The sequence below is a fragment of the Bacteroides sp. GD17 genome (genome assembly GCF_038448625.1).
In the GTDB taxonomy this organism is placed as follows: Bacteria; Bacteroidota; Bacteroidia; order Bacteroidales; family Bacteroidaceae; genus Bacteroides.
Genome location: NZ_JBCEZS010000023.1, coordinates 1 through 24,345, shown reverse-complemented (window position 1 = coordinate 24,345; position 24,345 = coordinate 1). Strand labels below are relative to the sequence as shown.

At 48.9% G+C, this 24,345-nt stretch carries 20 protein-coding genes; 15 read left to right on the top strand and 5 right to left on the bottom strand.

Annotated elements, in window-relative coordinates:
* Positions 1 to 129: 129 nt before the first annotated feature.
* From AAE250_RS22595 to AAE250_RS22575, 5 genes are all read left to right on the top strand, one after another.
* Positions 130 to 1,152 (top strand): fimbrillin family protein, encoded by a 1,023-nt coding sequence (locus AAE250_RS22595; protein WP_294602920.1) that lies wholly within the window; start codon positions 130 to 132, stop codon positions 1,150 to 1,152.
* 17 nt (positions 1,153 to 1,169) lie between these two features.
* Entirely contained in the window at positions 1,170 to 2,201 is a 1,032-nt protein-coding gene (locus tag AAE250_RS22590; RefSeq protein WP_294602918.1) for a fimbrillin family protein, read from the top strand.
* A 17-nt stretch (positions 2,202 to 2,218) separates the two neighbouring features.
* Positions 2,219 to 3,325 (top strand): DUF4906 domain-containing protein, encoded by a 1,107-nt coding sequence (locus AAE250_RS22585; RefSeq protein ID WP_294602915.1) that lies wholly within the window; start codon positions 2,219 to 2,221, stop codon positions 3,323 to 3,325.
* An 8-nt stretch (positions 3,326 to 3,333) separates the two neighbouring features.
* Positions 3,334 to 5,775 carry a DUF4906 domain-containing protein gene (locus tag AAE250_RS22580; protein ID WP_294602913.1) on the top strand — a complete coding sequence of 814 codons (2,442 nt, stop codon included), beginning with the start codon at positions 3,334 to 3,336 and terminating at the stop codon, positions 5,773 to 5,775.
* A gap of 189 nt (positions 5,776 to 5,964) precedes the next feature.
* Positions 5,965 to 6,606 (top strand): hypothetical protein, encoded by a 642-nt coding sequence (locus tag AAE250_RS22575; RefSeq protein WP_294602911.1) that lies wholly within the window; start codon positions 5,965 to 5,967, stop codon positions 6,604 to 6,606.
* Here AAE250_RS22575 and AAE250_RS22570 read toward each other — a convergent pair.
* The 3 genes from AAE250_RS22570 to mfd all read right to left on the bottom strand — a co-directional run bounded on the left by AAE250_RS22570 (position 6,577) and on the right by mfd (position 10,730).
* Positions 6,577 to 6,849, bottom strand: a complete 273-nt coding sequence (locus tag AAE250_RS22570) for a HepT-like ribonuclease domain-containing protein (protein ID WP_294602909.1) — start codon at positions 6,847 to 6,849, stop codon at positions 6,577 to 6,579. The genes AAE250_RS22575 and AAE250_RS22570 overlap by 30 nt on opposite strands.
* 111 nt (positions 6,850 to 6,960) lie before the next feature.
* The gene (locus AAE250_RS22565; protein ID WP_294602906.1) at positions 6,961 to 7,257 is read right to left on the bottom strand and encodes a nucleotidyltransferase family protein; all 297 of its coding nucleotides are present in this window, start codon (positions 7,255 to 7,257) and stop codon (positions 6,961 to 6,963) included.
* 86 nt (positions 7,258 to 7,343) lie between these two features.
* A complete protein-coding gene (gene mfd, locus AAE250_RS22560; protein WP_294602904.1) occupies positions 7,344 to 10,730 on the bottom strand; it encodes a transcription-repair coupling factor in 3,387 nt (1,128 codons plus the stop codon).
* A 108-nt stretch (positions 10,731 to 10,838) separates the two neighbouring features.
* Here mfd and AAE250_RS22555 point away from each other — a divergent pair, with 108 nt between their 5' ends.
* From AAE250_RS22555 to AAE250_RS22525, 7 genes are all read left to right on the top strand, one after another.
* A complete protein-coding gene (locus AAE250_RS22555) occupies positions 10,839 to 11,594 on the top strand; it encodes a polyprenol monophosphomannose synthase (protein ID WP_294602901.1) in 756 nt (251 codons plus the stop codon).
* A 41-nt stretch (positions 11,595 to 11,635) separates the two neighbouring features.
* Positions 11,636 to 12,988, top strand: a complete 1,353-nt coding sequence (locus tag AAE250_RS22550; protein ID WP_294602898.1) for a dihydroorotase — start codon at positions 11,636 to 11,638, stop codon at positions 12,986 to 12,988.
* A 13-nt stretch (positions 12,989 to 13,001) separates the two neighbouring features.
* Positions 13,002 to 13,910 carry a vitamin B12 dependent-methionine synthase activation domain-containing protein gene (locus AAE250_RS22545; protein ID WP_294602891.1) on the top strand — a complete coding sequence of 303 codons (909 nt, stop codon included), beginning with the start codon at positions 13,002 to 13,004 and terminating at the stop codon, positions 13,908 to 13,910.
* Between the two features lie 80 nt (positions 13,911 to 13,990).
* Positions 13,991 to 14,476 (top strand): RNA polymerase sigma factor, encoded by a 486-nt coding sequence (locus AAE250_RS22540; protein WP_294602887.1) that lies wholly within the window; start codon positions 13,991 to 13,993, stop codon positions 14,474 to 14,476.
* Positions 14,477 to 14,479: 3 nt separating this feature from the next.
* Positions 14,480 to 15,106 (top strand): hypothetical protein, encoded by a 627-nt coding sequence (locus tag AAE250_RS22535; RefSeq protein ID WP_294602884.1) that lies wholly within the window; start codon positions 14,480 to 14,482, stop codon positions 15,104 to 15,106.
* Positions 15,094 to 16,263, top strand: a complete 1,170-nt coding sequence (locus tag AAE250_RS22530; protein WP_294602881.1) for a metallophosphoesterase — start codon at positions 15,094 to 15,096, stop codon at positions 16,261 to 16,263. The genes AAE250_RS22535 and AAE250_RS22530 overlap by 13 nt, the downstream gene beginning before the upstream one ends.
* A 79-nt stretch (positions 16,264 to 16,342) precedes the next feature.
* On the top strand, positions 16,343 to 17,101 hold the full coding sequence (locus AAE250_RS22525; RefSeq protein WP_294602877.1) for a lysophospholipid acyltransferase family protein: 759 nt from the start codon (positions 16,343 to 16,345) through the stop codon (positions 17,099 to 17,101).
* Positions 17,102 to 17,108: 7 nt separating this feature from the next.
* Here AAE250_RS22525 and AAE250_RS22520 read toward each other — a convergent pair whose 3' ends face one another.
* A complete protein-coding gene (locus AAE250_RS22520; RefSeq protein ID WP_294602874.1) occupies positions 17,109 to 17,855 on the bottom strand; it encodes a DUF4369 domain-containing protein in 747 nt (248 codons plus the stop codon).
* Positions 17,856 to 17,988: 133 nt separating this feature from the next.
* On the opposite strand from AAE250_RS22520, the gene AAE250_RS22515 reads away from it, so the two are divergent.
* From AAE250_RS22515 to AAE250_RS22505, 3 genes are read left to right on the top strand one after another with little or no spacing between them, the layout of a single operon-like run.
* Positions 17,989 to 19,221 carry an anaerobic sulfatase-maturation protein gene (locus tag AAE250_RS22515; protein WP_294602872.1) on the top strand — a complete coding sequence of 411 codons (1,233 nt, stop codon included), beginning with the start codon at positions 17,989 to 17,991 and terminating at the stop codon, positions 19,219 to 19,221.
* Positions 19,222 to 19,255: 34 nt separating this feature from the next.
* Complete coding sequence (locus AAE250_RS22510) at positions 19,256 to 21,421, top strand: S46 family peptidase (protein ID WP_342289447.1); 2,166 nt, start codon at positions 19,256 to 19,258, stop codon at positions 21,419 to 21,421.
* Positions 21,422 to 21,430: 9 nt separating this feature from the next.
* Positions 21,431 to 23,593, top strand: coding sequence for a S46 family peptidase (locus tag AAE250_RS22505; protein WP_342289446.1), 2,163 nt, complete (start codon positions 21,431 to 21,433; stop codon positions 23,591 to 23,593).
* A 102-nt stretch (positions 23,594 to 23,695) separates the two neighbouring features.
* Here AAE250_RS22505 and AAE250_RS22500 read toward each other — a convergent pair whose 3' ends face one another.
* Positions 23,696 to 24,235 carry an HU family DNA-binding protein gene (locus tag AAE250_RS22500; RefSeq protein ID WP_342289445.1) on the bottom strand — a complete coding sequence of 180 codons (540 nt, stop codon included), beginning with the start codon at positions 24,233 to 24,235 and terminating at the stop codon, positions 23,696 to 23,698.
* Positions 24,236 to 24,345 lie beyond the last annotated feature (110 nt).

Sequence of the window (24,345 nt, the reverse complement as noted above, 5' to 3'; positions counted from 1 at the left end):
CAGAGCACTCGGACACCTCCACGAGAGCTCAATTACTAACGGATGTGAATTATTTAGTCCCCAAATCATCATTCAACAACCGATTCGCATGATTAATGATTAATAATTATGGAAAAAGGAACTAGAAATATGAAGAAGAAACAGATAAACGGATGGCAAGGATGGCTTCTTGGCGGAGTAGTCCTGCTGTTGACAGCATGCAGCGAAGATACTGTGCTGCCCCGGCAAGACTGCGAGGAGGCATTGGAGTTGGAATCCGTAACACTGGACGAAACGGGCAGTGCCGCCACCCGCACCCTGCTGACAGCAGTGGATAAAGTGGGAATTTATGTAACAAAAGCAACGGACCATACAGCCTACCCCTCCTATCCGAATTCGGTTTATACGCTCTCGGGCACAACCTGGAGCACTGCCAGTCCGCCGCAGATCACTGCCGGGAACGGAGCGGCAAAAGTATATGCCTATTCTCCGGCCGGCCTCGCCGTGACAAACAACAGCAGCGGCAACCATACCGTGCCCGTCAGCGTGGTGACAGCGGATAATTTTATTGCCACAGCGCAGACGGATTATCTGCTCACGGGAAAGTATGTGAAAGGACAACCGACGGGCAATGGCCTGCAAGTGACTCCCCTCGATGCCTCTTCTACCAGCCGGTCGCTCAGCATTCCGCTGGTACATGCACTGGCAAAGGTGAGCCTGCGCGTATTGAAATCGGATGCAGCTACAGAGAAGCTAACGCTGAAGAAGGTAGAAATACTAAGCCCTACGAACCGTATACAGGCAGGGAACGGCACGATGAATCTCCAGAATGGGAAACTGGCAGGACTATCGTCCACATCGCAGCTGACACTGACGGGAGAAACCGTGCTGACAACAGGCAGCAGCACACCGAATGTAACCTGTCTGGTTGCCCCCATGGCAGGCGAAGAGCCACTGCTATCCTTCCGCCTGACCGTGACCGTGCAGACGGAAGGAGCGGCGGGAACAGACCTCACCTTTGAAACAGGAGTAGTGGGCACTCCACAGAAATGGGAGCCTTGCAAACACTACATTTACAAGGTGACGGTAGACAAAATGGGGGGCGGATTCTCCGGCGTACAGATGGACGACTGGCAGAACGATGCAAGCCAGAATACAAGTATTGGAATCTGATTTAATGATTAGTGGTAATGGAAAAGGGATGGAAGTTTAAAAAGGGACTGATAATGCTGCTGGCTGGAATATTGCTGGGAGCATGCACAGAGACAGGAGACGTACCGCCTCCGGCAGAACCGGGTGAACCGGTGACGGTGAGCTTTGTAATGTACAAAGGTTCGGCAGAAGAAGATCTACAGTCAGGTACAGATGCACAAACCCGTGCAATAACCACCCGTGCGAAAGATATACCGGCAGGCAGCATGCTTCGGGTATATGTCTACAAGGCAGGTAGCAACGATTGGGAAAAACCGGTCGCAACAGCCGAATATACAGTGCAGGCGGATGGTACGGCCACAGGGGAGATGCCGCTCTATCGCGGGCAATACGATTTCTACCTGTTCTCCTATAATTCTTCTACAGACACGCCGGAACTAACCAGCGACGGGCGAGGTGTCATCGACGTGTATAACGGGCGTGACTTTATGTACAACCGGCTGAAGGGGATGACCGTGCAACCCGGAAGTGCAGGCCAAACCATGATGCAAGCCCCACTGACCGCACCTTTCAAGCGTATGGGCACACAAGTACAAGTGCGGGTGAAGGCAAATTACGGAAACAACGTACCCATATCACCCACTTCACTCAAGGTGAACAATATCAAGGTGAAAGGGTTGCCGGAAAAACTATCCTTTCCGTTGGGCGGTACGGCGTGGCAGGCGGCCGAAAACTATGACGGTCCGGCCTTTCAGTACAGTGCCTTTACAAACAACAATAATGGTGTGGGAGACTTCCGGGAAAGCAAAGAGGAAGTTCTCTTGCCAGTTAACGGCTCGGCAATGCTCACCTTTACAGTAAACCTGACGGTGGGGTACAATGATGGAGGTGAGATCAAAAGCCTGACTGACGACTACGTGGCTTCCATCGTGAAAGAACTGCTTCCCGGTATGAAGTATGTATTTGACTTTACGCTGACTTTCTACGGGGTATTGGAGCCGTCGGATTTAACATTGGCGGTAAGGGGATATACAGAAACGGAATTGCCGTCGGATGAAATAGGGAAATAATAAAGACATGTAAGGATATGAAGTACAAGACGGGAAGCAGCAGTATATGGTGGACCTGGCTACTGGCATTGCTGTCGGTAGCATGCGACGGGGACACGGGAACAATGACGGAGAAAGCGCAAATCATATTCAGGATGGAACTGCCGCCGGCACTGGAAGTAAGTACGCGGGTAACGACTCCGCCTTCACTGGGAGGCATTTCCATCGAGAATGTGTGGGTAGTACAGTACAATGCAAACAACAACAATTTCATTAAGGCAGTAGCCTTTACAGGAGAAGGAACGCTAGACTTGAATGGCAATGTGCTGAAGATCAATACGGCAGGTGCTGAGTTTTCACAGGTAATCAGCAGGTTCTATGTGATAGTGAATGCAGGAACCGGATTCCTGGATGGGTTTACAGGAACCGAGGATGCATTGAAGGCAAAAACAGTGAGTGTGTCAGGCATTACGGGAGAGCTCAAATTGCTGACAGCCGGCCCCATAGATTATACGCCCACAAGCGATGGAAAAGTTGTAGTGGTGGCGGCCTTGAACCGCGCCTACGCTAAAATATCCGTGAAGTGGCAGGATACGGATGACCGTGGGGATTTTACCATCAGCGCGATGGAAGTACATAACCTGCCTCAAAAGATGGCACTGTATACTCGAGGGGGAGGTGCTTTGAACAGCAACTATCCGGCGGGAACGGATATAAATACAGATACTCCATCTGCCACAGGGAGCATGAACTCGGGAACATTCTATGATTTCTATATGCCGGAAAATCTGCGTGGGATGGGCACTGCCTCATCATTTGCAGACAAGGGATTGAAACGGTACGGACCGAACGGCAGCCTGGATTATTGCACTTACATCGTATTGAAAGGGACTTATACTTACCAAAAGTACTTATCGGACGGGACTACTCCCAGCGGTTCTGCAGCGCCCATCGATGTGGAGTATCATATCTATCTGGGTACTAATCTGATAAAGGATTATAATGTGCAACGGGGTTACTGGTATCAGTTGACCTTGAACCTTTCCGGAGCCAATACGGGAGATGTACGGGTACGGATCACGGACGGAAAAACAGCCGTTTTTGACAAGGTGGAGGAAATAAAGCATACGATAAAGTTTGAGTAAAAGTAAAAATGAACGAAGATATGGGCAGGACAGGAATATATATGCGATTAGGGTTATGGTTATGTGCTACATGCCTGATATGCGGCACATCGGCATGTGAAGACCGGATAGAAACAAATCCCGGTCCCGAAGGAGGACATGAATCGGTAGATGTAACCATCAGTCTGGGCTTTGCACCGGAGGAAAATGCAGCAGGGAAAAACGGAGCTACACGTACATATACCGGCGCCGACAGGCGGCAGGCGTTCAGTGCGGAACTGCAGAAAGAGGCCGCTACCCGTGCGGCGAATGTGACTCCTGACGGGCTGTATGAGCTGCATATTTTACAGTTCGATCAGAGTGGGAATCAGTTGGATGCGAACGGAAGTGAAAGTGGAAGTGTTTATTATAAAGCCGGAAAAACGGACATTGGCACCGCACTGCCGCTTTCTTTGACTGCCTCTGACGATTGCCAGCTGGTGATCATTGCAAGAGGAAAAAACGTTACCACGCCCGGAATTAACGGAAACCTCGCTGCTGTGCAAGCCATCTCTTTCGACCGGGATGTCATTGATGCCATCCCGACATCGGGCACCACACAAGAACAAATGAACAAGATGCCATACGTGCTCCATCTGAAACACGTGAAGATTACTTCGGACGGGAAACTGCAAAGCCCGGATGTGGAAACGGTAGGTGCCAACGATGTGCGTTTGTTGTTGAAACGGCTGGCAGCCAAAGTAACGGTGAAGTGGAATTATAATGTATCGGTAGGCGGTTCTAATTATACCTTGAAGCAACTCTTTCTGCAAAGTGTTCCGCTTTACTTCAACTACATTCCCAATCCTGATACAGACGGAGTTTATCCCGGAATAATGGAACAATATACTACCTTGGAGGCAAAGGATTATGACATGGCAGCCCATCAGACCGACGGCACTTATTCTTTTTGGGCACCTGCCAATGTACGTAAGAATAATCCTGCCGTATCTTCTGAATTACTGCGTTTTAAAGATAATGCCTCTCCCGGCAGTTCGTATCTGACACTTGTAGCAGTGAATGATAATGATGCAAAGAATAAGTTCAATTATCGTATCTATCTGGGTGATGACAATCCGAATAACTTCAGCATTAAAAGCAATACAGACTACACCTACGATGTAAAATTCACCCATACCACAATCCCTACAAGCGACCGCCGCGTGACTTACGTTGACCCTATCCCCGCTTCGGAGAATAATGATAACTTTGTGCCTACCGCCAATTGCTTTATGGTGGCACCGGGAGGTAGCTTTTGTTTCGATCCGTTTATGTTCCGGAAGAATGGCAGTGATATTATAAATACACAACTCACCGGTTGGATCTCAAGTGGTAGCACGACCTCCAATTCAACAGTTACTTATGGAATAAAATACGTTAAGCTGTTGTGGCAACTCAAAGAAGATGGAGATTTGGGAGAACCGACAATGGGAATAGTAAACAGCGACGATGACCATACGAATATTGTCGACATCAAGGATAACAATGGAAAGAATCTTACTACTGCGGCTACTGCCGAAAATCAATGCCGCATTTACTGTCGTGTAGCATCGGGCACTACGGGGGGCAGCGGCGTTATTGCAGCTTATGATACAAACGATGAGGTTCTTTGGAGTTGGCATGTATGGGTAACGGACTATAATCCGGATGCTACCGGCAGCGAAAGTATTTTATCGCCGGAAAATAAACGGAAGTTCAAATTGAGAACTTCTTCTAATACATATGCTCCGATTATGGATCGCAATTTGGGCGCTTATGAAGGACTATCAAGCACTCCTCAAGATATTCATACCGCTTCCCGAACTCAATGCCTGCACTTCCAAAAAGGGCGTAAAGATCCCCTGCCAGCCAGTTATACATCCCTTAATAACTTTGATACGCGCTACTACATCACTATCAGCGCCAACCGTCCCCCAAAAAATGTATTGAATCGCTATGAAGCGGATGGTGTACATGTAATCGTTCCCAAAAGTACTTATAAAAATCTGAGTATAAGAGATGCTTATAAACACCCGGAGGAGATAATTTCTCCTTATGATGGAAACACTCAACATTGGTGCAGCAATCGTAGTCAGACATGGAATGCAACAAAGACTTTTGATGATCCATCACCGGCAGGATGGAGAGTACCGACAGTAAATGAAGTGACAACTTTTGTGAGCAATAACTCACAGCCAAACTTTGCGAACGAATATGCAAAAGGTGGCATCTTGTTGCAATGTGATAAAACAGATGCTAATTCAAAGACTTTTCTCAGATTTGCCGGATATCCGGCCACTGCAACACAATATATTTATATTGGAAAAGGAATATATGTGGCTACGGTTGATATACAATCTACATTTGTAGCCGGTGCAGACGGTTGGGGAATGAAGAATCGTTGGAGCGGTGATGCTCTTATAGTACGATGCATTCAGGAAAGCGTGAACTAAAATTATTTTGCTATGACATAATGGTAGAAATTGACTATGGATCATGTTATGATGACAGAGACTGCTTGCCCGACTCTTGAAGACATGTAACCTCACAGAATGTCATTTTCTGCATAGAAAGTGAAGAAAATCCGGAATAACTGTGCAGAAATTGACTATATTTGTATCATGTAACTTCACATATCCACAATGAAACGACTGCTCCTTCTATACTTCATCCTCCTGACTTGTCTAAAAACAAGCTTACAAGCCCAAGAGTATCTGCCGCAAGACTACAGCATCATACTTGGCGGTGGTCTGGCACTGCCCCATGTAGAAGGAAACCGTAACGACTTCTTCAGCAAGAACGGCAATCAGGTGGGTTACAACCTTATGACTGAAGGACGCTATTACTTCGTTCCGAGCTTTGCTATAGGGCTTCAGTACGATTATTTGAGGATAGCACACTCACCGGACAAGATGCACCTGCACTACATACGTCCCAACATCATCTTCCGCAATCTTTGGAGTAACGGAAACCAAGGGGCATTCCTATCCTTCGGTATCGGATATATGAACTATCAGGAGCGAACATACAAACGGGGAACACAAAACGGGCATCGTTTTCAAAGAGGATATTGCGGTATATCATTAGGAATGGGGTATGAATTTCGTATCACCAGGAAACTATCGGGCATGTTGCGTGCCGATATGCTCACGGCAGACTGGTTTGCCAACCCTGATGCCCGTCTTTACAATACAGACGGATATGACGACGGCATTGACCACAGCTGGTTCAAAAATAACATTACGTTCTTTAATTTAGGATTTGCAGTGCAGTTCGGGAGATAATTCTTGAATAAAATAGCGGATTGCCTCCAAAAGAGCCGGTAATTCATTATGGACAATATCGAAGATTTCTTCTGCATCCACATTAAAATAGTGATGAGCAATAATATCCCGAACTCCCATAACACTACTCCAAGGAATTTGCGGACAAGTAGTTAATACACTTTTCTCGGTAACTTTATCAAAACCTTTAAGGCTCTCTCCTATCGCAATAAGCAACATACACGCTGCATCCAGTTTCTCCATACCAGTAGGAGACAATAAAAAATCTCCACACTATGTATATTCGAAGTTCTTTCTTGCAAACGCACGATAGCCTCTTCAATTTGCTTTAAAATACCTAAAGCTATTTCTTTCTTATAAGGAGACAAGGATTCCATCTTTCTCTATCTGACGTTTAAGAAACTCATTCATATTTTTATGAAGACGGATCACATCTACCGGACAACCAAACTTTTCTTCCAGATATTTCTTCAGTTCTACATGCAGAAATAAGTTAGGTTTCATATCCACACATACATCCACATCACTATCTTCATTTTGTTCATTACGGGCAACAGAGCCGAATATACGTAAAGAAGTGACTCCAAAATAAGAACGTAGTACATCGCTACATTTCTTTATTATTTCGATATATTCATTAAGACTCCTCATATAACAAATATTTAAGTAACACAAAGTTATGAAGAATATTTCGACAAAACAAATATACTATGACTTTATTCCAAGAGCCAATTTTATCATTCCGTCTGCATCCCCACAATCTCCTGCAACACATAAACCGCCTCTTCTACCGTCCTTACATCCTTCACCAGCATACTCCGCTTGTTATTCTGTTCGCGCAAATCGCACCGACGGGTGTATTGCATCATATAAGCAATGACCTTGCCGAATGCCTGGCTCTGATAGTACGGACTGTCCGGATTGGAGACAAAGAACAGTGACATACGTCCTCCCTTCAGGTACACCTTTTCCGCACCAAGACGAGCGGCAATACGACGCAAAGGAACAATGCGCAACAATTCCTCTGTCTCGGGGGGAACAGGACCGAAGCGGTCTTCGAGGCGGGAACGGAAAGCTGCTACATCCTTATCCAGCGTCAGACCGTCCAGCTCACGGTAGAGCAACATGCGCTCGCTGCTGCCTGTCACGTAGTTGGCAGGAAGCAGAAGTTCGAGATCGCTCTCCACCTGGCATTCATCAACAAACTGCTCGCCACTGATAACACCTCCCTCAGCCTTCAACTCTTCAGCATAAAGTTCAGCAAATTCGTCGGTCTTCAGTTCTTGCACGGCTTCGGAAAGTATCTTCTGATAAGTTTCATAACCAAGGTCGGCAATGAAACCGCTCTGTTCGGCTCCCAGCATATTTCCTGCACCGCGGATGTCGAGGTCCTGCATGGCAATGTGGATGCCACTACCCAAATCGGAGAAGTTCTCAATAGCCTGCAAACGGCGTTTTGCTTCCGGAGTAAGCGAAGACAAAGGAGGCGCCAGCAGGTAACAGAATGCTTTTTTATTGCTACGCCCTACACGCCCGCGCATCTGGTGCAAGTCGCTCAAACCGAAGTTCTGTGCCTGATTGATGATAATGGTGTTGGCATTCGGAATATCGATGCCACTCTCTATAATAGTAGTGGCAAGCAACACGTCGTAATCATAATTCACGAAATCGAGGATTATCTTTTCCAGTTCGGCCGGCTCCATCTGCCCATGGCCGATGGCTACACGACAATCGGGAATGTGACGTTCGATCATCACTTTGAGTTCTACCAGGTTGGAGATGCGGTTGTTTACAAAGAACACCTGTCCGTTGCGGCTCATCTCAAAGTTGATGGCATCGGCAATGATTTCTTCATTAAACGTATGCACTTCCGTCTGGATGGGATAACGATTGGGCGGCGGAGTCTGAATGACACTGAGGTCGCGCGCACCCATCAGTGAGAACTGTAAAGTACGGGGAATAGGCGTGGCGGTCATTGTCAGCGTATCGACATTTACCTTCAACTGGCGAAGCTTTTCCTTTACGGAAACGCCAAACTTCTGTTCTTCGTCAATAATCAGCAGGCCGAGGTCTTTGAACTTCACGTCTTTGCCCAGAATGCGATGGGTGCCGATGAGGATATTCACTTCTCCCTCGGCAAGTCCCTTGATAACAGCTTTGGCTTGTGCGGCACTACGGGCACGGCTCAGATAATCGACCCGGCAAGGCAATCCCTTCAAGCGCTCCTTGAAAGTCTGGAAGTGCTGGTAAGCAAGCACCGTAGTAGGCACCAATACAGCCACTTGCTTGTTATCGGCTACTGCCTTGAAAGCAGCACGCACAGCTACCTCCGTCTTGCCGAAACCTACATCACCGCAAACAAGGCGGTCCATCGGGCGGGCACTTTCCATGTCGGCTTTCACGTCGGCAGTTGCCTTGCTTTGGTCGGGGGTATCTTCGTAGATGAAAGAAGCTTCCAACTCCCGTTGCAGAAAGCTGTCGGTACTATATTGAAAGCCTTGTTCCTCGCGTCGCTGCGAGTAAAGTCTTATCAAATCGCGGGCAATATCCTTGATTTTGGTTTTGGTACGATCTTTCAGTTTCTCCCACGCACCGGTACCCAACTTATTGAGGCGGGGAGCCTCCCCTTCTTTCCCTTTATACTTGGAAACTTTGTGCAGGGAGTGGATGGAAACGAATACTACATCTTCGTTCTGATAGACCAGTTTCATCACCTCCTGGGAAGTATCTCCGTTGGGGATGCGCACCAGTCCGGCAAAGCGCCCCACACCGTGGTCGGTATGTACCACATAATCGCCCGGAGTAAACTGGTTCAGTTCTTTCAATGAAAGAGCTACTTTACCGCTACGTGCCTTGTCACTCTTCAGGTTGTATTTATGAAAACGATCGAACAGCTGATGATCGGTAAAAATGCAGAGGCGCAACGTGTTATCGGCAAAACCTTCGTGTAAAGTGCGCTCCACTGCAGTGAAAGAGATATTATCTCCGCGATCTTCGAATATGGCACGGATACGGTCGGTCTGTTTCAGACTGTCGCTACAAATATACAGGGTATAGTTCTTGGCAAGATACTCCTGAAAGCTCTCCGCCACCAAGTCGAAATTCTTGTGAAAGATGGGTTGTGCGGTGGTATTGAATGAAATGGTAGCATCCGGCGTACCGGTGGGCTTGTTGCCAAGCTCCATTCGGCGGAAATCGAGCGCACGCAACGTAAACTCTCCCCCATCAATCAATTTGCCATCCAGTGTTATCGCTCCATTCTCTTCGGCCTCGCGGGCTGCAATAGCTTGCGGGGTAAGCGCTTCATCGTGCACTGTCTGAATACGCTCGCGCAGCCAAAGGAAATCACGCATCGCCAATACCGTATCGGGCTGAAGGAAATCAAGAAAAGATACCATCCCTCCGCTTCCTCCTTTTTCAAGGCTATGGCTCAAATCGGGAACTATCACGATGCTCTCCTTCTTCTCTTTGGAAAGCTGTGTCTCCACCTCGAAAGTACGGATGCTTTCTACTTCATCACCGAAAAAGTCGATACGGAAAGGACATTCGGAAGAAAAGGAGAAAACGTCTATGATGCTGCCTCGCACGGCATATTGCCCCGGCTCGTACACGTAATCCACATATTCGAAACCATAACTGCGTAGCACTTCTGTGATGAAGTTCATGTCCACCCGTTCATCCGTATGCAGTTTCAGCGTCTTGTCTCCCAACTCTTTGCGGGAAACCACCTTCTCTGCCAGCGCATCCGGATAAGTCACTACGCAAAGCCCTTCTTCATTCTTCTGCAAACGGCTCAGCACTTCCGTACGGAGTATCTCATTAGCAGCATCCTTTTGCCCGTACTTGATGGCGCGGCGGAAAGAAGACGGGAAGAACAGTACCCGTTCCCCGCCCAATATCTGCGTCAGGTCGTGGTAGAAATAGCCGGCTTCCTCCAAATCGCCGAGGATGAAGACAAACGGACACTCTGCCCGCTGCACCAGTACAGACGAAAACAGCGAAGCGGCAGAAGCGCACAGGCCCCCACAGTACAGATGACGGACAGAAGTATTTTTAAGCAGCCGGCTTATAGCCTCCACATTGGGATGAGCGGCGTAGCATTGTTGCAGTTCGGTGATAGTCATAACAGATATGATGGTAATTCCGCCGCAAAAATACATAAATAATCCTTAGTTTTATCCGTAAATAATAGAAAAGCATTACATTTGTTCCCAATTAGAATCCCCACGTGTATGAATATGCAGACACCAGACAGCATTGTCATTATCCCCACCTACAACGAACGGGAAAATATAGAAAATATAATCCGTGCCGTCTTCGCCCTGGAACATGGTTTTCATATCCTTGTCATCGAAGACGGTTCGCCCGACGGTACAGCCGCCATAGTCAAGACTTTACAACAAGAATTCCCCGAACGCCTGTTCATGGTAGAACGTAAAGGAAAACTTGGTTTGGGCACTGCTTACATTGCCGGCTTCAAATGGGCGCTGCAACGCGAGTATGAGTACATCTTCGAAATGGATGCCGACTTCAGCCATAATCCTCAGGATCTTCCACGTCTCTATCAGGCTTGTGCCCAAGAAGGTGCCGACGTAGCCATCGGCTCGCGTTATGTCAGCGGTGTCAATGTGGTGAACTGGCCGATGGGACGCGTGCTGATGTCTTATTTTGCCTCCAAATATGTGCGCCTCATCACAGGGTTGCCCATCCATGATACGACAGCCGGATTTGTATGCTACCGCCGCCGGGTGTTGCAGACCATCAACCTGGACGGCATCCGCTTCAAAGGATATGCCTTCCAGATAGAAATGAAATTCACTGCCTACAAATGCGGTTTCAAGGTCAAGGAAGTGCCCGTCATCTTTATCAACCGCGAGTTGGGCACTTCCAAGATGAACAGCAGCATATTCGGTGAAGCCGTATTCGGAGTCATACGATTGAAATGGGACAGCTGGTTCCATAAATATCCAAAGCCAATGGAGCGTTAATCATCCATTATCATTTATCCACTATCAATTATCAAAAAAAAATGAAGAGAACGCTGATACGTAATGCAAAGATAGTCAACGAAGGAAGAATCTTCCGTGGTTCCGTAGTCATAGAAAACGGGCGTATTGCCCAAGTAGCACCACACCGTACCGCTATCTCCGCACCTTGTGACGAAATCATCGATGCTTCCGAGTGTTACTTGCTGCCCGGCATCATTGACGAACATGTACACTTCCGCGATCCGGGACTGACTGCTAAAGCGGACATTCTCACCGAAAGCCGTGCAGCCGCTGCGGGAGGTGTAACATCCATTATGGATATGCCCAACACCAATCCGCAAACTACTACACTGGATGCGCTGAATGCAAAATTTGACCTGCTGAACGAGAAGTGTATCGTCAATCACTCCTGCTACTTCGGAGCAACCAATACCAACTATAACGAATTCAGCAAGCTGGACAAGCAGCGCGTCTGCGGTATCAAGTTGTTTATGGGTTCCAGTACCGGCGACATGCTGGTGGACAAGATGAACAGCCTGCTGAACATCTTTCACGGCACAGATATGCTGATTGCCGCCCACTGCGAAGACCAGCAGACTATCAAAGATAACATTGCCCGATACAAGAAAATGTTTGCCGGAGAAGACGATATCCCCATCAGCAAGCATCCGCGCATCCGTTCATCGGTAGCTTGCTTCGCTTCTTCCGAACTGGCTGTACGGTTGGCAAAGCTTGCAGATGCCCGGTTGCACATACTTCATGTATCCACAGCCAAGGAACTCCAGTTGTTCGATGACTTCCCACTCTCCGACAAGCGTATCACAGCTGAAGTGTGTATTCCTCATCTGCTTTTTACAATGAGCGACTACCTGAAGTTTGGTGCACGCATCAAATGCAATCCTGCCATCAAGAGTGCAACCGACCGCGATGCCTTGCGCAACGCCGTCAACTCCGGTCTGATAGATACCATTGCCACCGACCACGCTCCACACCTGCTTTCCGAGAAAGTAGGAGGTACCCTGAAAGCAATGTCGGGCATGCCGATGATACAATTCGGGCTCATCAGCATGCTGGAGCTAATGGGGGACAAAGTATTCAAAATCGAAACCATTGTTGAAAAGATGTGTCACGCTCCCGCCCAGATATACCGTATCAAAGAACGCGGTTATATCCGCGAGGGTTATCATGCAGACCTTGTCCTGGTGCGTCCCGCCGACGACTGGGAGTGGGTGGTAACTGCCGATGATATTTTGAGCAAATGCGGCTGGAGCCCGTTGGAAGACTTCGCCTTCAACTGGAAAGTAGAAAAGACCTTTGCCAACGGACATCTGATCTACAGCGACGGTGTTGTTGACGAAAGTTACCGCGGCGAAGAACTGAGGTTCAACGATTAATGGACAGCAATCAATGATAAATTCCCAACCTGTGATTCTTAACTATCCTGTCCGTGAGGTAAGTCCGTATATCAACTGGATTTACTTCTTTCATGCCTGGGGCTTTCAGCCACGTTTCGCAGCCATAGCCAATATTCATGGCTGCGATGCTTGCCGTGCCTCCTGGCTCGCCGCCTTTCCCGAAGAAGAGCGTGCCAAGGCTGCAGAGGCCATGCAGCTGTTCAAGGAAGCCAACCGGATGCTCAATCAACTGGACGGGAAAATAACCATCCAGTGCATCTTCAGACTCTGCCAGGCAAATGCAGACGGAGACAACCTCCTGATAGAAGGGATCACTTTCCCCCTGCTCCGCCAGCAGACCCCGCATCCCGACGGCACTCCTTTCCTCTGCCTGAGCGACTTTGTACGTCCGGTCTCCTCGGGCATCCCCGATACTATCGGACTCTTTGCTTCCTCCATCAGTGAAGAGACCGAAGGATTTTATAAGGATGATCCGTACAAACATCTGCTAGTCCAGACGCTGACCGACCGCCTTGCCGAAGCAGTCACAGAGAAAATGCATGAGCATGTGCGCAAAGAAGCCTGGGGATATGCCCCCGACGAAGCACTCTCCATACCGGAATTGCTGATAGAAAATTATCAAGGCATCCGCCCGGCAGTAGGTTATCCTTCCCTGCCCGACCAATCGGTAAATTTCATACTGGACGAACTGCTCGATATGAAAAGAATAGGCATCACCCTGACGGAGAACGGAGCCATGCATCCGCACGCTTCCGTCTGCGGACTTATGCTGGCACATCCCGCATCCCGCTACTTTGCAGTCGGCAAAATAGGAGAAGACCAGTTGGAAGACTATGCCCGGCGCCGCGGAATGCCCGTCAACGAGATGCGGAAATTCCTGGCAGCCAATCTGCCTAAATAAATTTTATACTTTTACACTGTGATTTATCGCTCTCCTCTGCGACTAACAGTGCAAAAGCAATTCGAAGAAGCTAAAAGAAAATGGATAATGTAGAACAAGAGTTTGTGTCCACAGTACGGGAGTATGAGCGTGTCATATACAAGGTGTGCTATCTGTACACCACGCCCAATGCTACCCTCAACGACCTGTATCAGGAGGTGGTACTCAACTTATGGAAAGCATTTCCTAAATTCCGCAAAGAGTGCAAGATGTCAACCTGGATTTACCGAATCTCACTGAACACCTGCATCAGCTTTATTCGAAAAGAAAAGAACATTCCCGAAATCGTGACCCTCACCCAAGAGGCCGACCGGACGGAAGAAACTGACGAGACACAAGCCATGCTACAGCAACTCTACCGGATGATCAACCGGCTGGGACAATTGGAGAAATCCATTATCCTGCTCTATCTGGAAGAGAAAAGTTACGACGAAATAGCCGAAATTACCGGACTGACCGTAACCAACGTAGCCACCAAACTCAGCCGCATTAAAGACAAACTTAAAAAAATGAACAAGGAGGAATAATATATGGAACTGGATGAACTGAAAAAATCATGGAATGCACTGGATGCACAGTTGCAGAAGGAACCGATTGCTGACGAAAAGCAAATTACGGAACTGATTGCCGGTTACAAGAACAATACCCGCAAGAGCCTGGGGCGCATCGTAGTCCTGCAACGCTTCTCCATTGGAATCGGTGCCGTCGGGCTGGCCGTTCTTCTCCTGATATGGTTGCTGTTGCCTACTTTCGGATTCAATGAACAAATACAAAGAAAAATAGCTGCATTCCTGGCATTTATTGCCATCAGTATCATTGCAGGTCTATGGTGGGACTGGAAAACTTACCGCTGGAACAAGGCAACGCATATCGACGAAATGAGTGTGGCCGAAGTAAGCCGCCGCATGACTGCCTTCCGCCAATGGACCCGATACGAAGTGATCGCCATTTCCGTATGGATAGTGCTCTTCAATGCCCTTAACTATTGGGTAATGGAATATCACCTGGCCTCTGCCGGCACACAAGCCGTCCTTATCACATTCTTTGTGGTATTTGATGCGTTGATAATCTATATTCTTTATAAGAAAGTAATCTATAAACATCTCAACAACATTAAGAAGAACATCGAAGAATTGAAAGATATATGTACCGAATAACTTTAATTTTCATCTTATTCCTCCTCATTCCCGATATATATATCTACTTGGTATATATCGTACGTAAAACAAAAAATGTATTTCTGCGTAGCCTGTATTGGCTGCCCACTGCCTTGTTGATAGCAGGTTATGTCTACTTTATGTTTCTGACGGGCGACAATGCCATGTCCAATCATACGCAAGGCATAGGCAGACTGGCTATTGCCATCATTCTGTTCGTTGTTCCCAAGACCATATTCATGCTTTGCTCCCTGATCGGAGTGTTGGTACATGCCATCATACGCCGCTGTCCACGCAGCCCGTTTACTGCTATTGGGTTGGTGCTGGCCGTCATCAGTTTCTTTAATATCGGTTACGGTACTTTCTTCGGCACCACCCGTTTCGAGGTGAAAGAAGTAGAATACCATTCTGCCGATATTCCAAAAGGATTCGACGGTTACCGCATACTCCAACTTTCAGATATACACATCGGCAGTTGGCAAGGCAATCCCGAACCCATCAAACACCTCGTCGATTTGGTCAATGCCCAAAAGCCCGATCTCATCGTCTTTACCGGCGACTTGGTGAACCAGCAGAGCCATGAGATAGACGGTTTTCAGGAAATTCTGGCCCAACTGCATGCACCGGACGGGGTTTACTCTATTCTGGGCAATCATGATTATGGAAATTATTACCATTGGAGTTCTCCCGAAGCCGAAGCTCAGAACATGGTTTACCTGCAAGAACAGCAAAAGGCAATGGGCTGGAAGCTACTGAATAACGAGCATGAGGTTCTCCATCACCAAGGTGACAGTATAGCGCTTATCGGTGTGGAGAATGACGGTGAGCCTCCCTTCTCGCAATTTGCAGACCTATCCAAAGCGATACAGGGCACGGACGGCATGTTCCAGATACTGCTGAGTCATAACCCTACACATTGGAGGCGTGAAGTATTACCAAAATCCAATATCGCATTAATGCTTGCAGGACATACACATGCCATGCAAGGTATATTATTCGGGCACTCCCTGGCCGAACTTCTTTACCCTGAATGGCGTGGAATGTATTACGAAGGGAATCGCGCCTTGTATGTAAATATTGGTATCGGGTATGTAGGATTACCTTTCCGTTTCGGAGCATGGCCCGAGATTACGGTACTGACACTGCGGAAGGATTGAAACGTAAAAGAAATATGCTAATATAAAAGGAGTAATTGATGATAATTCCTATATTTGCATGATTGAAAATCCAACACCCATGAAGATACTTTACATTATTTACCAGATTTGCATTGCGCTGCCCATCCTATTGGTACTAACTATTCTTACCGCATTGGTCACCATCATTGGTTCTCTGATTGGAGGCGCACATGTATGGGGATATTATCCCGGCAAAATATGGTCGCAACTTATTTGCTACATACTGCTTATTCCTGTAAAAGTACGCGGAAGGGAAAAACTGGGGAAACATACCTCTTATGTTTTCGTGCCCAATCATCAGGGGTCATTCGACATCTTCCTCATTTATGGCTTTCTTGGCAGAAACTTCAAGTGGATGATGAAGAAAAGTTTGCGGAAGCTCCCATTCGTAGGAAAAGCCTGCGAGAGTGCAGGACATATATTCGTAGACCGTTCCAGCCCCAAGAAGATATTGGCAACCATGCGCCAGGCACAATCTTCTTTGCAGAATGGAGTATCACTGGTCGTATTTCCCGAAGGTGCGCGTACCTTCACCGGACACATGGGTTACTTTAAGAAAGGAGCCTTCCAATTGGCAGATGAATTGCAATTGGAAGTAGTGCCCGTCACCATCGACGGTTCGTTCGAAATTCTGCCGCGTACCGGGAAATGGGTGCACCGCCATCGTATGATACTGACCATTCACGACCCGATTCCTCCCAAAGGAAAAGGTGTGGATAATATCAAAGCTACCATGGCAGAAGCCTATGCAACCGTTGAAAGTGCATTGCCGGAACAACATAGGGGAATGGTGAAAAACGAAGATCAAGACCGATAGCGCCCGGCTATCGGTTTCCTGCCGATGCATTCTGCTCCATGCGGCGATGCTCTTCTAACAACTTCATGTTTTCTTTGGCTTTGGTGAGGAAGTCTTTCACCAACGGAGTTTCTTTAAAAGACTGGGGGGCGGTTTTCATAATGTCTTCTACCATCGGAGTCATAACCGGATAAGGCAATGTGCTGCACATCATCATAAAAACACTCGGACCTAATACATTCTCAAAATTATCGGTGATGAACTGCTTGACGTAATCGTTCATTCCTTTGACAAGTGCCTCGCCTTCCTTGGCCAACTGCTCATGGACATCTTCCAGATTGGCACCATCGAGCACCATGCGCGCCTCTTTACGTTCCAACTCTTCAATCTCCACTTCCATGGCGTTGCGTTTGTCGATAAATTCATAGAGCTTATCGTTCAGCGGAGTGCCTTTGGCCACCAGTTGGGTATTGGTAATGGATACTGTGATTTTTCCATCTTCAAGAACCAGCGGCATGATACCTTCATGGTCCATATAGAGCGTCACCATCATAATGGAGTCTGCCGGGCCGTTCATCTTAAAAAAGCCATGGATAACCTCTGCCGAGTCGACAGCCACCCACTGTCCGTCCTGAAGTGTTTTAAGGAACAACATCTTTCCGTCAAGGCTGGTTACCGAAGAGCTACCCTCTATCTTATACTTACGGCTGCAAGAGGCAAAGAACACAAGCAAAAGCAAAAGAGGCAAAATACGGTTCACACTCATTCTAATCATGCAGGAAACGATTTTTGATTTACACGCAGCAAAGGTATTAATAATCCTTATAAACCGGATAGAAAGAAAGGATTTTTCATTGGGTTTATGTATTTTTGCACAATTACAAATTATAAAAATAGAAAAAATATACATGTCAACCTACGCTCCTTTTGCCAAGCCTCTCTATGTTATGTTGAAACCGGTGGGGGCTCTATGCAATCTGGCATGCGATTATTGCTATTATCTGGAGAAGTCCAAACTATATAGAGATAACCCCAAGCACGTGATGAGCGACGAACTTCTGGAGAAGTTCATCGAAGAATATATCAACTCGCAGACCATGCCCCAGGTACTGTTCACCTGGCATGGAGGAGAAACCCTGATGCGCCCGCTGGCCTTCTACAAACGGGCCATGGAACTTCAGAAAAAGTATGCCCGCGGACGAACCATAGACAACTGCATACAGACCAACGGTACGCTGCTAACCGACGAATGGTGCCGGTTCTTCAAAGAAAACAACTGGCTGGTAGGCGTTTCCATCGACGGCCCGCAAGAGTTTCATGATGAATACCGCAAGAACAAACAAGGAAAACCGTCCTTCCTGAAAGTGATGCAAGGCATTAACCTACTGAAAAAGCACGGTGTGGAATGGAACGGAATGGCGGTAGTGAACGACTACAATGCAGACTATCCGCTGGATTTCTATAACTTCTTCAAAGAAACGGGCTGCCACTACATTCAGTTTGCCCCTATCGTAGAGCGCATTTCCTCACACCGGGACGGACGCCACCTCGCTTCTCTGGCCGATAAAGAGAAGAGTACGGAACTGGCCGATTTCTCCGTCAGCCCGGAGCAATGGGGAAACTTCCTTTGTGCCCTGTTCGACGAATGGGTGAAGCAGGATGTAGGCACCTATTATATCCAACTGTTCGACTCCACCCTTGCCAACTGGATAGGCGAACAACCGGGCGTCTGCTCCATGGCAAAGACCTGCGGACATGCCGGAGTGATGGAGTTCAACGGAGATGTATATGCCTGCGACCATTTTGTATTTCCCGAATACAAATTGGGCAATATCTATCAGAAGACGCTGGTGGAAATGATGTACAGCAAGGAGCAGCAGGCCTTCGGACTGATGAAACAACAGTCGCTACCCACCCAATGCCGGGAATGCGAATGGCTGTTTGCCTGCAACGGCGAATGCCCCAAGAACCGTTTTGCCCATACTGCCAGCGGTGAACCGAGGCTTAACTATCTCTGCGCCGGATATCACAAATTCTTCAAACACGTAGCCCCCTACATGGATTTCATGAAGAACGAGCTGATGAACCAGCGCCCGCCTGCCAACATTATGGAAGCCATTCGAAGAGGAGAATTCAAATAATAAAACAACAATTAAATAAGTAAAGAGAAACAACATGAATTTGACAGTAAAGAAATGTTTGATTGCAGCCGTTGCTGCACTGACAATCGGTTCTGCACATGCAGACGAAGGTATGTGGTTGCTGCAACTGATGAAGCAGCAGAACTCCATCGATATGATGAAAAAGCAAGGGCTGAAGCTCGAAGCCGATGACTTGTACAACCCGAACGGCGTATCGCTGAAAGATGCCGTAGGTATCTTCGGTGGCGGTTGTACCGGCGAAATTATCTCTCCCGAAGGATTGATCCTGACCAACCACCACTGCGGTTACGCTTCTATCCAGCAACACAGCAGCGTGGAGCACGATTACCTGACCGATGGCTTCTGGGCTATGAACCGTAGCGAAGAGCTGCCCACCCCGGGATTGAAATTCCGCTTTGTTCACCGCATTGAGGATGCCACCGATTTGGTGAACCAAAAAATCAAGGCAGGCGAAGTGGACGAGGTACATGCCATGACCCGCCCTTTCCTCCGCAAATTAGCCAAAGAACAACTGGAGAAGAGCGACCTGAAAGGAAAGCCGGGCATCGAAGAAGAGATTCTCCCTTATTATGCCGGAAACAAATATTACTTAGTATATTATAAAGTATACAGCGACGTGCGCATGGTAGCTGCCCCTCCCTCCTCCGTCGGCAAGTTCGGCGGCGAGACGGACAACTGGATGTGGCCGCGCCACACGGGCGACTTCTCCATGTTCCGCATCTATGCCGACAAAAACGGAGAACCTGCCGAATATTCTGCCGACAATGTGCCTTTGAAGACCCCGAAATACCTGCCCATCTCCATCAAGGGATTGCAAGAGAATGACTATGCCATGATTATGGGCTTCCCCGGAAGCACCAGCCGCTACCTGACGGAATCGGAAGTGAAGGAGCGCATGGCAGCCCAGAACCAGCCCATGATTGACATGCGCGGAGTCCGCCTGGAAGTGCTGAGAAACGCAATGGCTGCCAGCGACAAGACCCGCATCCAATATGCCAACAAGTTTGCCGGAAGCAGCAACTACTGGAAAAACTCCATCGGAATGAACAAAGCCATCGTTGACAACAACGTGCTGGGTGCCAAGGCCGAACAAGAGAAGAACTTCAATGAATTTGCCAAAGGGAAGCCCGAATACGAAGGTGTGGTAGAGAAAATAGACGCCATCGTGGAGAAAAGGCTTCCCCTCAACCGCCAATTCGGCTACCTGCGCGAAGCATTGAGCGGAGCCATCGAATTCGGAAGCCCGTACATCATAATGGATAACATGAAGCAGGCGCTGGAAGAGAAGAACGATTCCCTGCTACAGGTTTCAAAGGAACAGCTGGAAAAGATTTTCAAGGACGTTCACAATAAAGACTACGACCATGAAGTAGACCGTGCCGTGGCCAAAGCCATCTTGCCCGCCCTTGCCAAAGCGCTGCAACCGGACGAACTGCCCGACTTCTACCAAACCATTCAGACCAAGTTCAAAGGTGACTACAACGCATACGTAGACGACATTTATGACAACTCCATCCTCTCCAACCGCGAGAACCTCGACAAGTTCATGAAGAAGCCTACCGTAAAAGCGATTGAAAAAGATCCTGCAACAGCCTATTCGCGTTCCAAGCTCGAAAAGCTGGTGGAAACAAGCAAAGCATACCAGGAAGCAAGCGCCGACCTGGCCCTGCTTCATAAAGCCTACATCCGCGGATTGGGCGAAATGAAACAGCCGGTGCCTTCTTACCCGGATGCCAACTTCACCATACGCCTGACTTACGGCAATGTGAAGCCATACAGCCCGCGCGATGCCGTATATTACAAGTACTACACCACGACGGACGGTATTCTCGAAAAAGAGAACCCCGAAGACAGCGAGTTCGTAGTTCCCGCCAAGCTGAAAGAACTGATCCTGAACAAAGACTTCGGCCGCTACGCCATGGCAGACGGCACCATGCCGGTTTGCTTCCTGACGACGAACGACATCACCGGCGGTAACTCCGGCAGCCCCGTCATCAACGGCGAAGGCCAGCTCATCGGTACTGCCTTCGACGGTAACTGGGAGTCGCTGAGCGGAGACATCAACTTCGACGATAACAAGCAGCGTTGCATCAATCTCGATATCCGCTACGTGCTCTTCATCCTCGATAAGCTGGGAAATTGCAAACATCTGATTGATGAAATGACCATCGTAGAATAATCTCCCCCTATGAAGAAACTCTTACTGTTAACAGCCCTCGCATTCACCACCTTGCCGGCACTTGCCGACGAGGGGATGTGGATGCTCACCGACCTCAAGAAGCAGAACGAGGTCGCCATGACGGAATTAGGACTGCTGATACCCACCGAGCAGATTTACAACCCCGACGGCATTGCCCTGAAAGATGCCGTGGTACACTTCGGTGGCGGCTGCACCGGTGAAGTGATCTCCGCCGAAGGACTGGTACTTACCAACCATCACTGCGGCTACGGCTCCATCCAGCAGCACAGCAGCGTGGAGCACGATTACCTGACGGACGGCTTCTGGGCCATGTCCCGTGAGGAAGAGCTTCCCTGCCGGGGACTCACCATCACCTACATCGACCAGATACTGGACGTGACGGATTACGTGAACGAACAGCTGAAAACAGATCCCGACCCGAACGGCACCAACTATCTGTCCCCCAAATATCTGTCCAAAGTAGCCGACCGTTTTGCCACCGCGCAAAACATCACCCTGACTCCCGGCCGCAAGCTGGAACTGAAGGCATTCTACGGCGGAAACAGATATTACCTGTTCGTAAAGACCACCTACAGCGACATCCGCATGGTGGGCGCCCCTCCCTCCTCCATCGGCAAATTCGGCGCCGACACGGACAACTGGATGTGGCCACGCCATACGGGCGACTTCTCCCTGTTCCGCATCTATGCCGACAAGAACGGACAGCCCGCCGGCTATAGCCCTGCCAACGTCCCCCTGAAAGTGAAGAAGCACCTCACCATCAGCCTGGCCGGCTACCGCGAAGGCGACTTCACCTTCGTCATGGGTTTCCCCGGACGCAACTGGCGCTACATGATCTCCGACGAAGTGGAAGAGCGCATGCAGACCACCAACTTCATGCGTCACCACGTGCGCGACGTCCGCCAGAAGGCCTTGATGGAGCAGATGCTGAAAGACGATGCCGTACGCATCCACTACGCCAGCAAGTACGCCTCGTCCGCCAACTATTGGAAGAATGCCATCGGCATGAACGAAGGTCTTGTCCGCCTGAAGGTACTCGATACCAAGCGCACACAGCAAGAAGCGCTGTTGGCCCGCGGACGCGAGAAGGGAGACGACTCGTACCAGAAAGCCTTCGACCAGATACGCAGCATTGTGCAGCACCGCCGCCCCGCACTCTATCACCAGCAAGCCATTCAGGAAGCGCTGGTCACGGGGCTCGACTTCATGCGCATCCCCAGTACCGCCGGTCTGACGGCTGCCCTGAAGAGCAAGGATAAAGCGCGCATCCGGGCGGCAGCCGATAGCCTGCAAGCAGCTGCCGACAGCTATTTCGCCTCCGTTCCCTTCCCCGAAGTGGAGCGCACGGTAGGCAAGAAGATGCTGCAAACCTATATGCAGTACATTCCTGCCGAACAGCGCATCGGCATTTTCCGCATGATAGACAAGCGCTTCAAGGGAAACAGCGATGCATTCGTCGACGCATGCTTCGAGCATTCCATCTTCGGGAATAAAGAAAACTTTGCCAAGTTCATCCGCAAACCCAGCTTGTACAAAATCAGCAGCGACTGGATGGTCTTGTTCAAATATTCCATCACCGACGGCTTGTTGCAAACCGCCATCGCCATGATGGATGCCAACAAGAACTACGATGCCGCACACAAAGTATGGGTTCGCGGCATGATGGATATGAAGCAGGAAGCTGGTCTTCCCATCTATCCGGATGCCAACTCCACGCTGCGCCTGACTTACGGCAAAGTGCTCCCCTACTCGCCTGCCGACGGTGTGGAACATGGTTACTACACCACGCTGAAGGGTGCCATGGAGAAAGAAGATCCCGACAACTGGGAGTTCGTTGTTCCTGCCAGGCTGAAGCAACTGTATCAGGCCAAGGACTACGGACGCTACGCCATGCCCGACGGAGAAATGCCCATCTGCTTTATCGTCAATACCGACAATACCGGCGGCAACTCCGGGAGCCCGGTATTCAATGCCAAGGGAGAGCTGATAGGAACCGGTTTCGACCGCAACTACGAAGGCTTGACGGGCGACATCGCTTTCCGCCCCTCTTCTCAGCGTGCAGCTTGTGTGGATATCCGCTACACGCTGTTCATTATAGAGAAATATGCGGGAGCTTCGCATATTATTAAAGAGTTGACGATTACGGAGTAACTGTCATTCAGAGTTCTGACACCTCATATTAAATAAGAAGGCTGAATCTTTTCGATAGATTCAGCCTTCTGTCTTTTCGCTCACAGCGATGCGTTTACCGCTTTATCCCAAAGGATTCTCGCTCTGGTCGCCATCGTTGCCACCGCCGCTGCCGCCCGGATTGCCACCCGAACCGGGATTGTCGCTGCCGCCGCCGGTGATGCCTTTCGCCCGCTTATAGTCCGAAAGCGAGGTATAGCTGACACCATCTTCGAGCACGCCGCCGTTCTGGAACTGAAGGTTCTTGACCACCGAGTCGCGAAGCTCCTTCGAAGGAGTGAAGATGATGCGAGGTTCGCGTATCATCTGTCCGGCATTGAACGTTGTGATGTCGTCCACGCCTGCGCTCTTGAAGGTGATGCGCAAGGTGCCCAGGTTGCCCACACGCACGGTATGACCTTGCAGTAACTGCTGTTTGGCATACTCACCCAGCAGTTCCAGCGAACCTTCCAGCTCGATGGGGGCTGTAGTGGTGTTTTCCGTGGCGGCACGGGTCATTACCTTCACGCTCTGTGCCTCGTAGGACACGGGGATAGCGTACCATTTCTTCGGGGCATCCGGTTTGGAGGGATTGCCGCGTTTCACAAGTTTATATTTCTGCATGATGTTGAAGTGTTTTAAGTTTTGCTTCTTTTGCATGATTTGTCAACGTATTCAGTGCCGAGTGGCCCGGATGCAGGCATCAGGCAAGGGGGCATTGCCCATAAGAGTAC